The organism is Chondrinema litorale (assembly GCF_026250525.1).
GTDB lineage: Bacteria > Bacteroidota > Bacteroidia > Cytophagales > Flammeovirgaceae > Chondrinema > Chondrinema litorale.
In genome coordinates this window covers 2,916,883-2,933,648 of record NZ_CP111043.1, presented here as the reverse complement: position 1 = coordinate 2,933,648, position 16,766 = coordinate 2,916,883, and the positions used below count along the sequence as shown (strand labels likewise).

Genomic DNA, 16,766 nt, shown 5'->3' with positions numbered 1-16,766 from the left:
GGTTTTATTATTTACAAATAAACTGAATCTTATAATTATGAAGAGAATACTATTACCGCTTTTGGCTCTGCTTCTTATGAGCAGCGACAGTTTTTTACCTTGGAAAAACATTACACATTGCGAATCACCATCGCCTATATCGTTGTTTGCCTCTTTGGCAGATTTTAAATCTTTTAGAGACATTCATCCACTACCCGAAAAAGTAGATTACAAGGAAGAAGGAAAGATGATTAGCTTTAGGGCTTCTGATGGCAAAAATGCTGCTGCCTATTTCGTAAAAGCCGAAAAGTCTGCGGCTAAAAAATATTTATTCGTATTTCACGAATGGTGGGGATTAAACGATTATATAAAACAAGAAAGCGACAAATGGGCAGAAATGCTTCCGGGTGTACATGTAATCGCACTTGACCTTTACGATGGCAAAGTGGCTACTACCAGAGAAGATGCTGGTAACTATATGCAAAATACCAAAGAAGAAAGAGCAAAGGCAATTATTGAAGGCGCATTAAAATTCGCTGGTCCTGAAGCAGAAATCGCAACCATTGGCTGGTGCTTTGGTGGTGGTTGGTCTTTACAAAGTGGTCTTTTAGCAGGTAAACAAACAGTTGGTTGTGTTGTGTATTATGGCATGCCAGAAAAAAGTGTTGCTAAACTCAAAAAGTTAAACTCAGATGTATTAGGCATCTTTGCTAGTGAAGATGAATGGATAAATGCAGAGGTTGTGAGTGATTTTGAAAAAAACATGAAAAAGGCAGGCAAAGAAGTAACTACCAAAACTTTTAACGGTGTACACGGCTTTGCCAACCCAAGCAACCCTAAATACAATGAGTCGGCAGCCGAAGAAGCTGAAAAAATGAGCTATAAGTATTTAAAAGATAAATTTCAGATTTCTTAAATAAAGATTTATAAGTCAAAAAGCACTTTCTGGTATATTCCGGACACGAGAGAAAAGAGGTTTTTGTATCTTTCAAAAAAAAGTAAAATATGAAAGAGAAAAAGAAACTACAAAAAGCTTCTACAACCAGTCGTAGGAATTTTATAGCAGGAAGTGCTTTATCTGCTGCCGGTTTTATGATCGTTCCCAGATACGTACTGGGTGGCAAAGGTTACATAGCTCCAAGCGACAAACTAAACATAGCCGGTGTTGGTGTTGGCGGCAGAGGTTACCCAATATTAAAAGATGCCAGTTTACTTAATGAAAAAAAGAAAACTACTGTAGAAAATGTAGTTGCACTTTGCGATGTAGATGATGTAAGAGCTGCAAAAGCCTACGAAAATTACCCGAAAGCAAAAAAATTTAAAGATTTTAGGGTAATGCTCGACGAAATGAAGGGAGACATAGATGCTGTAACTATAGGCACACCAGATCATACGCATGCTGTAATTGCAATGGCAGCCATGCAAATGGGCAAACATGTTTACGTAGAGAAACCCCTTACTCACAATGTTTACGAAGCCCGAATGCTCACCGAAGCAGCAAATAAATACAATGTTGCCACCCAAATGGGAAATCAAGGAAATTCCAGTAATGATATTAGAAGAATTTGTGAGTGGATTTGGGCAGGAGAAATTGGTAATGTAACAGAAGTACAGACTTGGACAAACAGACCAATCTGGCCACAAGGCAAGCAAAAACCTACCGAAAAACCTCCAATTCCAGATACACTTGCTTGGGATTTATGGCTCGGACCTGCACCTTACAGAGATTATCATCCAGATTACTTGCCATTTAAATGGAGAGGTTGGAGAGATTTCGGAACTGGTGCTCTAGGTGACATGGCTTGCCATATAATTGACCCTGTATTCAAATCTTTAAAACTAGGTTACCCAACTAGTGTAGAAGCCAGTGCCAGCACACTTTATATAGACGATTTTGTTGAAGGAGATTTGTCTGAAAGCTTCCCTTCATCCTCAGTTATTCATTTTCAATTTCCAGAAAGAGAAGGAATGCCTCCAGTTAAATTAAACTGGTACGATGGCGGCTTAAGGCCTCAACGCCCAGAAGAACTGGAAGACAATGAGCAAATGGGCGATCCTAATGGTGGTGTTATTTTTATTGGTGATAAAGGTAAAATAATGTGTGGTTGTTATGCGGCAAACCCAACCTTATTACCTTCTTCTAAAATGAAGGATTTTAAAGAGCCTAAGCAAACTTTAGATAGAGTTGAAGATGGACACCAAAGAAGTTGGGTAGCTGCCTGTAAAGGTGGTAAACCTGCTAGCTCTAACTTCGATTATGCAGGCCCACTAACTGAAACAGTTTTAATGGGTAACTTGGCAATAAAGAGTTACTACCTTGAAAATGGAAGAAAAAAACTGCTATGGGATGGCAAGAATATGAAGATTACCAACTTTAAACCAGCAAACGATTTTGTAAAAAGGCAATATAGAGATGGCTGGACTCTTGGAGTTTAAAAATAAAAAGGGCAGTATTTTTTCAAATACTGCCCTTTTTTAAATATTGTATTACTTAAGCTGCTTCATAAACAGCATGCTTCTCTAAAAGACTTTTAAAATCTTGTCTAAGATCTTCGAATCGACTGATATACAGCCTCATTTCAGTATTATCTATCAACTGTGAACTGTTAGTTACCACCAGTAATTTTTGTGCTTTAATCTCTGAAATTAATTCATTGATTCTTCCTGAAAGAAAGTCTACAGTAGCACTTTCATCCATATGTACAGTTTCGTATCCGATCCTTTCTATTTTCATAGAAAAGTACTTTAATTCTTCTTCTAAAAAAGAAAATTTATTCAGCCATTCTTTTACTTGTTTATTGTTTACTGCCGGTTTCATAAAAAATATGATAGTTATTTAAAATGCCTTGTGTACATATTTAAGTACTTAGTAATAAAATAAGTTTCATTTATTCTAAGAATTGTACAACTTCTATATATATCACTCTTTTTATCAAAAAATGTTGCAGTAGTAAGTGAAAATTTGTGTTAAATTTTCATAAAATTTTATATACAGACTAAAAATCGAAGTCCCTCACTACAGTAAAAACACTATTCTGTTTAAACTTTATCCTATGAAATTGGTAACTATATTTTATAAAAAAATTTAGTGAATAAATTTATTCTTATAAACTGAGACATTGAAGGTATTAATTGGTAAATTGACACCGATTTACATGATAAAACCCTATTTTTGCTAAAAACCAAAGGATAACATGAGTGTATTAGTAAATAAAGAATCTAAAGTAATTGTACAAGGATTTACCGGCTCAGAAGGCACATTTCATGCAGGACAAATGATCGAATACGGTACCAATGTTGTTGGTGGCGTAACTCCAGGTAAAGGTGGACAAACTCACCTTGACAAACCTGTTTTTAATACAGTAGAAGATGCTGTGAAGGAAACTGGAGCAGATGTATCAATCATTTTTGTACCCCCAGCTTTTGCTGCTGATGCTATAATGGAAGCTGCTGATGCGGGTATTAAAGTAATTATTACTATAACAGAAGGTATTCCAACAAAAGATATGATCTATGCTAAGGAATATCTAAAAGATAAAAATGTAACCATGATTGGCCCTAACTGTCCAGGTGTAATTACTCCAGGTGAGGCTAAAGTGGGAATTATGCCAGGCTTTATCCACAACCCTGGTAAAATAGGTATTGTTTCAAGATCAGGAACACTTACTTATGAAGCAGTTGACCAAATTACAAAAGCAGGTCTTGGCCAATCTACTTGTATTGGTATTGGTGGTGACCCAATTATAGGAACTACTACAAAAGACGCTGTAAAGCTTTTAATGGAAGACCCAGATACTGAGGGAATCATTATGATTGGTGAGATTGGAGGTCAGATGGAAGCTGAAGCTGCTTACTGGATCAAAGAAAACGGAACTAAGCCAGTTGTAGGGTTCATTGCTGGACAAACAGCACCTCCGGGAAGAAGAATGGGACACGCTGGTGCTATTATCGGTGGAGCTGATGATACTGCTGCTGCTAAAATGAAAATTATGGAAGAATGTGGCATTTTAGTAGTTGAGTCTCCTGCAAACATTGGAGAAACAATGGCTAAAGCTATAAAATAAATCCTTACAGTTATTGCATAAAAAAAGGGATGATTAAATCATCCCTTTTTTATTTATAATATCCTAAGAGGCAGAAATTAATCTTCCTCAAAAATTGCTTCAAGTATGTGGTTTGCAGCTTCTCTACCATCTAATGCAGCTGTTACTACTAAATCAGCTCCACGAACAGTATCTCCACCTGCATACACTCTCTTTTTAGAAGTTTCTTGTTTCTCGTTTACAATAATAGCTCCCCAGTCGTTTGTCTGGATATCATTTTTCTCAAGAAACTCTATCTTCTTATTACTAAAACCTAGTGCAAGAATAACAATATCAGCTTCGATAATTTCCTCAGAACCTTCAATTTCAACGATTTTACCTCGCCCGCTTTCATCAGACAATATCAATTCTGTTTTTACAAACTTAACTCCTTTAATATTGTCGTTTGCATCTGCTACAAAGTTCTTAGGACTACTGTTGAAGATAAATTCAACCCCTTCTTCTTTAGCCGATTTTACTTCTTTTCTACTACCAGGCATGCTTACTTCATCTCTTCTGTAAACACATTTTACGCTTGCAGCACCTTCTCTAATAGAAGTTCTTACACAGTCCATAGCAGTATCTCCACCACCAATAACTACTATATTTTTACCTTGTACATCAAACTTATTGTCGAATGGTAATTCTAGCAGTTTTTTCTGGATGTTGGTTAGGAATGGCACAGCCATGTAGATATTATCATCATTATAAGCTTCATAGTTTAATACTCTACCTTCAGTAGCACCAACTCCTAAAAATACAGCATCATGCTTCTCATAAATCTCTTCGAAAGTAATATCTTTTCCTACTTCGGTATTGAGGTGTAACTCTAAACCTGCTTCAATTAAAAATTCAATTCTTCTTTGAACTGCCTTTTTCTCAAGTTTAAAACCCGGAATACCATAAATAAGCAAACCTCCTGGCTGATCTGCACTTTCATAAATAACAGGCTTTACACCTGCTCTCAATAAAAATGTAGCGCATGAAATACCTGCTGGCCCTGAACCGATAATTGCTACAGTTTTGTTATTATCTATTGGTTGAAACTCTGGCTTAAAGCCTTTGTCGAAACCTTTTTCAGAAACAGATACTTCTATAGAACCAATGGTAATAGCTCCATGGCTTTCGATCTGACCTTCGTTGCTTTCGTTAAGTGTACAAGAACCCTCACATAATCTATCGTGAGGGCAAATACGACCTAAAATTTCTGGAAACGGAGACGTTTCATTAGAAATATTAAAAGCAAGTTCTAAGTCTTTATCTGCAATAAATTTTAACCATTGAGGTATATTGTTGCTTAATGGACAGCCACTTGAACTACAATATGGGTTTCCGCATTGCACACATCTGCTTGCCTGTGCACCGGCTTCCTCTTCGGTGTAAACCTTACTAATTTCTTCGAAGTTTTTTATACGCTCATTAGTTGGCTTTACACCTGGATCTATTCTTTCTATTTTAGTAAATTCGTACATAACATTAGTCAGATTAGCTAATTATTAATTACCCTCAATTGGGTTTAGTGGAGCTTTCATGTCTTTTGAAGTCACCATGTAGAAATACCTCAACTCATCTCGGAAGTGCTCAAGTATTTTCTTAGCCAATGGGCTATGAGTTCTAAAATGATAGCTTCTAAGAATTTTTCTAAGATAATGTCTACCTTCATCTCCCTCATCTGTATCAATCCTTTCAGCTTTGATCAGCTCCTGATTCATCTTATCTATAAAGGTATTATTTTTATCGTAGACGAAAGCAACACCACCTGTCATACCTGCACCAAAGTTGTGACCTGTTTCTCCAAGTACTACTACAGTACCACCAGTCATGTATTCACATGGGTGATCACCAGTACCTTCTACAACAGCTAATGCTCCTGAATTTCTCACTCCAAAACGCTCACCTACCTGACCTGCAACAAACAATTTACCACCAGTAGCACCATATAAACAGGTATTACCAGCTAAGTTGTAATTGTTGTTGATGTTTTCTGGTACAATAATGATATGGCCACCTCTCATGCCCTTACCAACATAGTCGTTAGCAGAACCTGTTAGTTTTAACAACATACCTTGGCTTAAGAATGCACCTAAAGACTGACCTGCATTACCTTTTAAGTTGATGGTAATCGTTTCTTTAGAAAGCCCTTTATCGCCATAGTAATCTGCAATTACACCACTTGTTAAAGCACCAAAACTTCTGTTTGTATTACTAATATTATAGTTTACAACTACAGGGAATTGAGGATTTTTAATAGTAGGAAGAATCTTCTTTAAAATCTGCTGCTCGTACTCATTCTTATCAAATGGAGGGTTGTATTTTACTTTTTGGTAATTATCGCCCGGTGCTTGATAAAGAACTTCTGTAAAATCGAACTTCTTAGCAGACTCATCATTAATTACATTTAAAAGCTGAGTCTGACCAATTACTTCATTCAGCTTAGTATAACCAAGTTCAGCAAGTATTTCTCTAACCTCTTGTGCTACAGATCTTAGATAATTGATGATGCCTTTTACAGTACCTGTATAATAAGCTCTTAGCATCTCATCTTGTGTAGCAATACCAACACTACATTTGTTCAAGTGACAAACTCTAAGAATTTTACAGCCTACTGTTGAAAGTAATACAGTACCAAATGCATAAGTCTCTGCTCCAAGAATTGCTGCTTTAACAATATCTTTTCCTGTTTTAAGACCACCATCTGTTTGTAACTCAACCATACCTCTAAGTTGGTTCACTTTAAGCGCATTGTGTGCTTCACTTAAACCAAGCTCCCAAGGGTTACCTGCAAATTTTATTGAACCAAGCTGGGCAGCACCTGTACCACCATCTGCACCTGATATAATAATCTTATCTGCATATGCTTTAGCAACACCCACTGCAATTGTACCTACACCCGCTGTTGAAACCAACTTCACACAAACTCTTGCTTTAGGGTTAATTTGCTTAAGGTCAAAAATTAACTGAGCAAGGTCTTCAATTGAATAAATATCGTGGTGTGGTGGTGGAGAAATAAGTGTTACACCCGGAATTGTACATCTTAATGATGCAATAAGCGGAGTTACTTTTGAACCTGGCAACTGGCCACCTTCACCCGGTTTTGCACCTTGTGCTACTTTAATCTGAATTTCTTCAGCACTGCGAAGATATTCCGGAGTTACACCGAATCTACCAGAAGCAACCTGCTTGATTTTACTATTCTTAATAGTATTAAATCTCGCTCTATCTTCTCCTCCTTCTCCTGAGTTAGACTGTCCACCAATGGTGTTCATCGCTTCGGCAATTGCCTCGTGCGCTTCTGGTGAAATTGACCCTAAACTCATCGCAGCAGAAGTAAATCTCCAAGTAATATCTTCTACCGATTCTACTGAATTAATATCTACTGGCTCAAGATCCGACTTAAATTCAAAAAAGTCTCTGATCATTTTAAGCCCTCTATTATTAATGCGCTCTTTTATTTCAATGTAATCTGCTTCTTTACCTGTTCTAGCAAATTTTTGAACTGCATGAGCTACATCTGGTGAAAAATCGTGATATTCACCTTTGTCCATGTATTTGTAAAAGCTTCCTACTTCGAGAGGGAAAAGCTTTTTAACTTTTCTTTTCGGGAATGCCTGCTCATGATATTTTTTAACTCTATACTCAATATCATAATAGCTTAAACCTGGAATTAAAACATCTGAGCTGTCAAAACACTCTTTAACAATCTCTTTGCTAAGACCGATTACATCGAATAAAGCAGAGTTAAGGTAACTCTCTACAGTACAGATTCCCATTTTAGACATAATTTTCAAGATGCCTTTGTTAATAGAACCATGCACTTTTTTCAATGCATTTTTGTAATGTACAGCTTCATCTTTGTGCTTTCTAGAAATAATCTGAATAGCAGATGCATAAGCTAAATATGGATATAATGCTGTAACACCATAACCAAGAAGTACTGCACATGAGTGCGAATCGTAAACCTCGCCAGTAATAGCAACAATAGACACTTTGCTCCTCAATCCTTTCTTCAATAATAAAGTATTGATATAGCCAACCATCATTGGCATTGGGATAAGCCCTTCTTCTTTAGATAGGCATCTATCGTCTAGTAAAATTACATTTACTTGTCTGTCTCTTACTGCCTCAACTACGGCCTCGCCTTTTTTATGTAATGAACTTTTTAAATCGTCTTTAAAACAGGTATAAACAGTTTCATTTTTATAGTTCGCATCGTAAAGTGGATTTCCAACATCTCCAAAAGCTTTTAATACATCTAGCTTTTCTTTAGAGAGAATCGGATTCATCGTTTTCAGCTTATGCGCATTTGCCGATCCATCTTGTAAAATATTTACTTTAGGACCAAAGCTGATACTTGTAGACATTACAAGTTTTTCACGAATTGGATCAATTGGAGGGTTTGTTACCTGAGCAAATTTTTGGCGGAAGAAGTCGGTAAAGTTCCTCTGTACACTACTAAAACAAGCTAAAGGAGTATCGTCTCCCATTGAGCCAGTTTCTTCTTTACCAGACTCGATCATCGGTCTGATAATACTCTCCATTACCTCATTTGTATAATTATGGTAGCGCTGTTTTTCAACTAAATCTTCAGGATAGCAATCGCTAAAATCTGAGAAGTTTTTATCAGCATGCTCCATCAAATATGCAGATGAATCATTAAGCCATTTGCTATATGGGTTTGCGTTTTTCAGGTAATCGTTAATTTCCTGATTTTTTAGAATTTTCCCATACTTTAAATCAACACCGATCATTTGGCCACTTCTAAGTGTTCCTTGATCAGATATATCTTTATCTTCAATATCAATTACACCATACTCACTGCTTATAATAATTCTATTATCTGTAGTGATGATGTATTTAGCAGGACGTAATCCGTTTCTGTCGAGAATACAACCTACATATCTTCCGTCTGTTAGGTTAAGTGCTGCTGGGCCATCCCAAGCCTCAAAATTACCTGATGTGTACTCATAAAAGGTTCTGAGTTTTGGATCCATATAAGGTGCATTTTGCCAAGGAGCAGGCACCATACTACGAGCAGCTTTAAAGAAATCTACACCATTTTGTAAAAGGAACTCAAACATATTGTCTACACTTGCGCTATCACTAGATCCTTTTTCCAAAATAGGTAATAAGCGCTTCATTTCTTCTTCTGTAAACACATCACTCTTAAAGTTCTCTGAGTTTACCTTCACATTAAACCTATTACCTTTAATTGAGTTAATCTCACCATTGTGAGCTAAACTTCTAAAAGGTTGAGCCAATGGCCAACGTGGTAATGTATTAGTTGAGAATCTTTGGTGAAACAGCGCGAAACTTACTTCGAAATCGTCGTCTTGCAGATCTATATAAAATTCTTTTACAAGGTTTGGCATAATAAGTCCCTTGTAAGAAATCATTTTATCTGAAAAAGATGCAATATAGAAAGTTTGATCATTTCTAAATTGATGTTCCGCTTCTTTCCTTGTAAGGTAAAGTAAGGGTTCAAAACGCTTTGTTGACATCAATGAATTAGGTACAACAAAAGCTTGGGTAATATGTGGAATTACCTTGAGTGCCAACTCACCTAACACATTCACATTAACAGGTACTTTTCTGTAGAAAAGAACTTTTAAATCGTTCTTCTTACATACTTCGTTAAATGCCTCTCTATGCTCATCAGTTTTAATAAAAAGCATAGCCACCGCGTACTTTTCTGGTAGGTCAAAGCCGTTAATTTCAGCTATTTTCTCCATAAATAGGTGCGGCATTGAAAATAACATACCACTACCGTCGCCACTTTTACCATCAGCAGCAATTGCTCCACGATGAATCATTCTTGATAATGCCTCTAGAGCATCTAGTGTCATTTGTCGGGTAGGCACATTATTGCAGTGGGCCATCAGACCACACCCGCAATTGTCTTTAAAAGAAGTTAGTCTATCAAACATCGTAAACTTTTAAAAAAAAGGGAAATAATTATTTGCCTATGCGCATTAAAAATTGCTAATTCAGAATTAACCGAATTATAAAATTAATAAGAAATAGTGGAAATTCTCATATTAAATATATGAGAAATACAAAAAAACCTGTGTAGCGTATATACTTTATACGGCCTCTGTATGAAGTTCAAAGTCAAAAACCGTCCTATCTCGTCTATCTTCCAATATCCGGCTATAGGAATATATTGTTAATTAAATTTTGTCTGAATATAAAAAATTTTCAGTTGGGAATAAAATCTTCAGGATTTAAAGATTTTCTAAAAGAAAAAATACTTAATTATTTTTCTTCCTCTTTATAAGCTTCTTGTATTTGCCTTTGTAGTGTCTCATTTTCCTTCTTTCTTTTAAGTCAGACAGATTGCGTTTAGGTTTTGAGGTGGTTCTGTTCATTAACTTATTAGAAGAATTGTTGTATCGAGTTCCCCCTAAAGCACCAGCACCTCTACGCCCTGCTCCTGCAGCACCATAGAAATTTAGGTTCTCATTAAAGGTAAATCGAAGGGAAATCTCATCTGTACCACCTAAATCGCTTGAGTACTCATTAGAAAGGGATTGGCGAGAGTATGCAATAGTGAAGTTTTGCAGATGTACACCTACACCTGCTGTAATTGTAGAATTTGTTCTATACGAAGCTCCTGCTGTAATTAAGTTACGATAAGTGAAGTATAATCCGGCATCAAAAATATCTGTATGATTATCTATATATCTATAATTTACTCTTGGTTCTAACCAAGTGCCATCGTCCATAAATAATAATCTATAAGATGCACTACCAGTAAACATCGTTGGGAAATAATCTTTTTCGGGAGTTTCTTCACTTGTAAGCATATTTGTAAAGCGAACAGAGCTCGCTCCAAGTTGAAACTGCTGCAAGGTTAAAGTAAAACCAAAGTTAAAATCTACATGGTTATAACCAGGAAAATTAAGAATAAGAGGATCGCTTTCCTGTGCTATTTTGGCATCGCTTAAATCTAGATTTACATTAGCATATTCAGCAGATACTCCCATTGAAAGCCCTGAATTATTTCCTAATGGCAGGTGGTAAGCAACAGCACCAGATACAAAGTTAGTACCTAACAAATTGAATTTTTCTCTAAAAACATTAGCTGCAACACCCACTCTACCACCAGCAAAATGATTTTGAATTCCTGCATATAAATTAGTGATTGACCTGTCTAGCCCCGACCATTGGTTTTGGTAACTTAGGTCTACAGCACCACCATACAAACCAGCTTGCGAAGGATTGTATATTAATCCGTTGTTGAATTTCTGACTGAAGATCGGCAGTTCTTGTGCTTTTGTTTCGCTTGCAACTAAACAGACAAATAAAATATATAATAGAAAATTCTTCATATGCTTTGGTTTTTAAGGGTGGTTTTCAACTGCACTTTTAAATTATTGCTATTTAATGATGGTTAAAACTTCAGTAAATGTCTTGGTATCAACATCCACTACAGTAAACACACACATGTAATTTCCAGCTGGCAATGCCATTCCATTGCTATCTGTACCCGCCCAGTCATTTTGATAGTTTTCGACGACAAATATCTCTTTGCCCCATTTATCTAGAACCTGAAGTCTGTTTTCAGGGTAGTATTCTAAGTTTTCGATTAGAAGATAATCGTTGTAACCATCTCCATTTGGTGTAATTATATTAGGCACTACAGGATCAGGAATAATCTCGGAGATTGTGATACCTAAAACCACTAAATTATTTTCTTCATCCTCTTCATCCACTTCTAAGTTACTGTCAACATAGAGCAGTACTAAATAGTCTCCTTCAGGAAAGCCGTCAGGTATTGTTAGTACTTGAGATAATTCATAAACTTCTCCTGCTGCTAGAGAATCAACACGTATGTTCAATGCAGCAAGATCATCATTTGATAATAGTGAATCTGATGAAAAATATACTTGTACATTAAATGAACCTGCTGTAGCTTCTCCAGTATTTTCAACAATAATATCGAAAGTAACATCTGTACCGATAGTAATATTATTAGGCTCAACAGCTCCACTTATAATCAGGTCAATAGGATCGGTTACAGCATTTTCTGTTATGGTTATATTTACTATTGCAGACTCTAAAGCTTGGTCTTTTCCATCACTTGCAGAATAAGTAAATGATGTTTCTCCTGTCCAATCTTCATCTGGAATAAAAACTAAGTTTTCTAATGCAGAAACACTTATTATTTCTTGTCTAGTTAACTCAATATCTCCTAAATATAAAGTTCCATTTTCTGGTAAAGTTGTAATTATCACACTTACTAATGTGTCTCCATCTGAATCAAAAAACGCGTCAATAAATTCTTCGCTACTTATTACTAATTCTTTATTCATTTCCCCAGTTAAAGAAATATTAGTAAGATAAGGTGGAGTATTCACTTCAATACTTCCATCTGTAGATACACCAGCAATATTACTATACTCAGAAGCTACATTATCATTAAAGTTTGCTAATCTAATTCTATAATAGTACTCAGTGTTTTCTTCTAAATCAGAACTATCTACATAAGTATTAGTACCATCATATTCTACTACAGCAATTTGTTCGAAATTATCTGTACCATTTACAGACCTCTCAATAATTACATTATCTACTATAACTTGTGATGAATATTCCCAAGTTAATAATACTGTACCATCCTCTTCCTGATACTCAGCCACAAGATTTTCAGGGGCATCTAATGTAACTTCTACAATTCTCAGCCTAAATTGAGTGGCATTACTTTGGCAAAGACCTCCTGGACTAGTTTGAACAACTTCAAAATCATAATAACCAGCATCTGTATTAGAGAAGCCATTGTTTGCAATATCACCTGGATTAAATACTTCTCCAGTAGCAATTTCTTCACCATTAAAATACCATTTGAATTCAGCATTAGATACTCCAACAGCTACGATATCTTCAAATGGTTGACCTACTATAATAACAGATTGGTACTCTACTGTAGGTGAATCAAAAGTGCTTTGGCCTTTAATTGTTATTGATGCCGTTTCTCCTGAAACAGCATCAGTTACCTGTAACTCATAAGTACCTTCTCCATAAATTGTTAAATCTATAGTCTCACTACTGGTATTTGAAAGGTTTCCACCGTTTTGGGGATCTAAAGACCAAGTAATATCACCTGAACTATTTAAAACTGTATAACTATAACTACTAGATGGACCTGGGCATACTACTGTATCACCTTCTATAGATAATTCACTTCCACTGCTTCCTTCTGTTTCGAGTATAAACTCTCTACTATATAATGTTAACCCAACAACATAAGAGTTCGTTACTTCACATGTATATACACCAGCGTCATCTTCTGTTACATTTTCTATGACATAAATATTTTCACTTGTTTGATCAATGATACTACCATCTTTTTTCCAAGAATAAATATTAGTAGATATACCATCATCTATATCTAAATCAAATGTATATGTCTGACCTACAGTTAATAACTGAACTTGTTTAACTCCAACACTATCTTGCGGCTCATAATCAAGGGGAGGGTTTGTAAAAGGCAATAGATCTTCAAAAGTTAAGGCATTATCTGCAACATTAATAAATGGAGTACCAGATATATTTGCCGCATCACCAAGACCTGTTAATTTATTTTCATTGAGTAACAACCAAGTTAATGGCATATTCGATATTCCCACTGGTAAATCACCTTCTAACTCATTAGCGTTTAATCTAAGTTCTTGTAAATTTATCAGCTGGGTAAGCTGGCCAGGAATTGCACCTGTGAAATTATTAGAATGAAGATTGAGACCTTCAAGAGTTGCAACATCAAACAAACCAGAAGGTAATTCTCCGTCTAATTGATTATTAGATAAATCTAAATACTTTAATGCATTTAACTGTGAAAACATTTCTGACAATTGCCCACTAAACTTGTTCACACTTAGGTTTAATGTATCTAGATAAGTCAATTCAAAAAGTTCATCTGGTATATTTCCACTTAAACCATTTCCATCTGAAGTATTATTAGATAAATCTAGTTTATGTAAAAACTCTAGTTGACTAATAGTTTGGGGAATTTCACCAGACAATGCATTATAACCTAATAATAGTTTTTCTAATTGAGTTAATTCACCTACTCCACTTGGTATATTGCCAGAAAGTGAATTTTGAGATAAATCTAAATGTATAAGATTTTCAATTAGGCTTATTTCAGATGGTATTGAACCTGTTAAAGCAATATTACCTGTAATTACTAATGAATCAAGATTGATAAGGGAGCCAATATCACTTGGCAAGATTCCATTCATTCCTTTATTTTGTAATACTAATCCAGTTAGACAACCATAACCATCTGTATTAAAAATCAATCCTTCCCAAGTTGACATATCAGTACTTGCTGCATCATTGCTAAAATCCCAAGCATTATTTACATCGTTCCACGTCCAGTTTAAACCATCTGTAGCATCGTAAATAGCTTTTAGAGCCTCATAATCGGCTGTCGAACAGTCATCTTTAACAGAAAGGGTGATTTTTCTTGAGTAGAGAGTTAAATCACTTACATCTGCATTAGTAATTTCACAATAGTATTCGCCTTCATCTTCTTGTGCCAACTTGGTAAGTACTAAATCCCTACTATCTTCTGAGAATACCTGACCGTTTTTATACCATACAAATTTACTTTCAGTAGGCAGACTCTGATCGAAAAAAGGCAATTGGTATGTATAATCTCCACCAATTAATATTACTGGATTGTCTGTATTACCAATACTATCTTGAGGGCTATAAGAAGTGATGATATCTTTATAGGGCAAAATATCTTCAAAAGTAAGTTGATTGCCTTCCACTTTAATTTCTGAGATATTTGGAAGGGATAAGGTACTTATATCTGGTAATTCTTCTAAGGCATTATTACTTAGATCAAGTACTTGAAGAATGTTTGTAGCATCTTGTACTTGGAGATCAACAGTTTCAATAGAAGTTCCTGTAACTTTTATATCTTCTATTATGGAGTTGATAACTAAAGGTAATTCTCCATTTAGATTTTCGCTGCTTTCAATTACTAGAGATTTTAGATTAGCTATCTCGTTTATTTCAATAGGAAGTTCACCATGTAGATTTTGAGCAATAAGTTCTAAGCCTGTTACACATCCAGTAGTTTGGTCTACAGTTACTCCATCAAAATCAGCCACATCTCCATTCATATCCCAAGGAGTTTCCCAAGCAGCTCCATTAGTGGCATCATAAATTTTTGAGAGTGCATTTTTATCTTCATCGGCGCAAGCACCAAGAACTTTTAAGGTGATTTTTTCGCTTTGTAGCTCTAAGTCTGAAACACTATTATGTGTAGAAGTAAAATAGTATTCTCCAGCATCTGTAAGTTGAACAGTTGGTATTTCAAAAGCACTTACTTTTGATGTATGGGACTCAACATTATCTTTATACCAGACATAGTCTACATCGGTTAACTCTTCATCAACTTCAAAATCTAATAGGGCAGTCTCACCCTCATTCACTATTACAGTTCTTTCTTCACCAACTAATAGTTGAGGATAAAATACATTTGTAGCAACATCTGTAATTACTTGTAAATTTGCATTTGTAGGATGAATAAAATCTTTAAAAGTGAGCTTATTGTTCGATAAATATAGTTTTTGCAAAGAGGTAGGAAAACTCAGGTTTTCTGGTAGATCTGTAATTAGATTGTTAGAAAGATAAAAGTCTTTCAAACTATTCATTGCTGAAAAATCTATTTGAGAAATATCTGAAATTTCATTATTAATGATATATACATTAACGAGATTATCTAATTGTTCAAATGAGGCAGGTATACTTCCTGTTATTTTATTAGTATTAAGATTTAATTCAGATAAAAATAATGTTTTATATTCAACAGATGGAATAGAACCAGATAAGCCAGATTCATCATCTTTATGATTATTAGATAAATTAAGACTGGTAAGGCTCGTAAGTTTGGTAAATATTTCTTCTGGAATAGAGCCTGAAAGCTGATTATCAGACAAATTAAGTGTATACAGGTTTGTTAAATTACCAATTTCAGTAGGTATTGAACCATTAAATGAATTGCCTGATAAGTTTAAAGTTTGTAGATTGGTAAGACAGCCAATATTAACAGGAATTTTACCCTCAATACCGAAATTATTCAGCTGCAATTCAGTCACAATAGTAGCATCAGTTGCATCTAATGTAACACCTTTCCAAGTTGATCTGGCTGCATTTAAATCCCACTGTTGCCCATTAGGAAACTCATAAATATCTCCAGTTTTCTCTGCAAACCGAGCAGCAATTTCTACTAAAATATCATAATCTGTTTTATTAGTACAATCTTGACTATAAGCCGTAGAAAGTTGTAAGTAAAAAGCAGTAATAAAGAAAAGAAAAAAGTAGGCTCCTTTTACTCTTTGCATATAATCTCTAATAAGGATTGGTTGAAGGTATTTATATATCATTGTTTATTTATCAAAAAAGTAATAATCACAAAAGTGAGTTTATCCACCTTGTAAGTTAAATTTTTAGCCGATTTACCAGCATTACAATGTGCCATTAAAGAAATCAAGCAGGTATTTCAACACAGATTCCTGAAGTAATTTTTACTATAATCAAGAACAAATTTACAGAAAGGTATTATTAAAATGTAATTTAATAGTACATGCTATACTTAACATTTATAAATATACGCTCTATTCGTTTTATTTGCTTGTTATCCTGTACGAACCAATTAGCAAAAAATAATCCTTTTTTTACAATTATTTTTAT

General features: G+C 35.1%; 8 protein-coding genes. 3 read left to right on the top strand and 5 right to left on the bottom strand.

What is annotated here, in order from left to right; all coding sequences use genetic code 11:
* The first annotated feature begins 37 nt into the window (after positions 1 to 37).
* Positions 38 to 895: a dienelactone hydrolase family protein gene (locus OQ292_RS12110; protein ID WP_284682390.1), complete on the top strand. Its 858-nt coding sequence runs from the start codon at positions 38 to 40 to the stop codon at positions 893 to 895.
* A gap of 89 nt (positions 896 to 984) precedes the next feature.
* Positions 985 to 2,415 (top strand): Gfo/Idh/MocA family protein, encoded by a 1,431-nt coding sequence (locus tag OQ292_RS12105; RefSeq protein ID WP_284682389.1) that lies wholly within the window; start codon positions 985 to 987, stop codon positions 2,413 to 2,415.
* A 55-nt stretch (positions 2,416 to 2,470) separates the two neighbouring features.
* Here the strand turns inward: OQ292_RS12105 and OQ292_RS12100 are convergent, their stop codons facing one another.
* Positions 2,471 to 2,797 carry a hypothetical protein gene (locus OQ292_RS12100; protein WP_284682388.1) on the bottom strand — a complete coding sequence of 109 codons (327 nt, stop codon included), beginning with the start codon at positions 2,795 to 2,797 and terminating at the stop codon, positions 2,471 to 2,473.
* A gap of 376 nt (positions 2,798 to 3,173) precedes the next feature.
* Between OQ292_RS12100 and sucD the strand changes: the two genes are divergently transcribed.
* Positions 3,174 to 4,043: a succinate--CoA ligase subunit alpha gene (gene sucD, locus OQ292_RS12095; RefSeq protein ID WP_284682387.1), complete on the top strand. Its 870-nt coding sequence runs from the start codon at positions 3,174 to 3,176 to the stop codon at positions 4,041 to 4,043.
* Between the two features lie 77 nt (positions 4,044 to 4,120).
* Here the strand turns inward: sucD and OQ292_RS12090 are convergent, their stop codons facing one another.
* The 4 genes from OQ292_RS12090 to OQ292_RS12075 all read right to left on the bottom strand — a co-directional run bounded on the left by OQ292_RS12090 (position 4,121) and on the right by OQ292_RS12075 (position 16,459).
* Positions 4,121 to 5,533 (bottom strand): glutamate synthase subunit beta, encoded by a 1,413-nt coding sequence (locus tag OQ292_RS12090; protein ID WP_284682386.1) that lies wholly within the window; start codon positions 5,531 to 5,533, stop codon positions 4,121 to 4,123.
* 24 nt (positions 5,534 to 5,557) lie between these two features.
* Entirely contained in the window at positions 5,558 to 9,985 is a 4,428-nt protein-coding gene (gene gltB / locus OQ292_RS12085) for a glutamate synthase large subunit (protein ID WP_284682385.1), read from the bottom strand.
* Between the two features lie 324 nt (positions 9,986 to 10,309).
* Entirely contained in the window at positions 10,310 to 11,389 is a 1,080-nt protein-coding gene (locus OQ292_RS12080; protein ID WP_284682384.1) for a PorP/SprF family type IX secretion system membrane protein, read from the bottom strand.
* 48 nt (positions 11,390 to 11,437) lie between these two features.
* Positions 11,438 to 16,459, bottom strand: coding sequence for a T9SS type B sorting domain-containing protein (locus OQ292_RS12075; protein ID WP_284682383.1), 5,022 nt, complete (start codon positions 16,457 to 16,459; stop codon positions 11,438 to 11,440).
* Between the last annotated feature and the right edge of the window lie 307 nt (positions 16,460 to 16,766).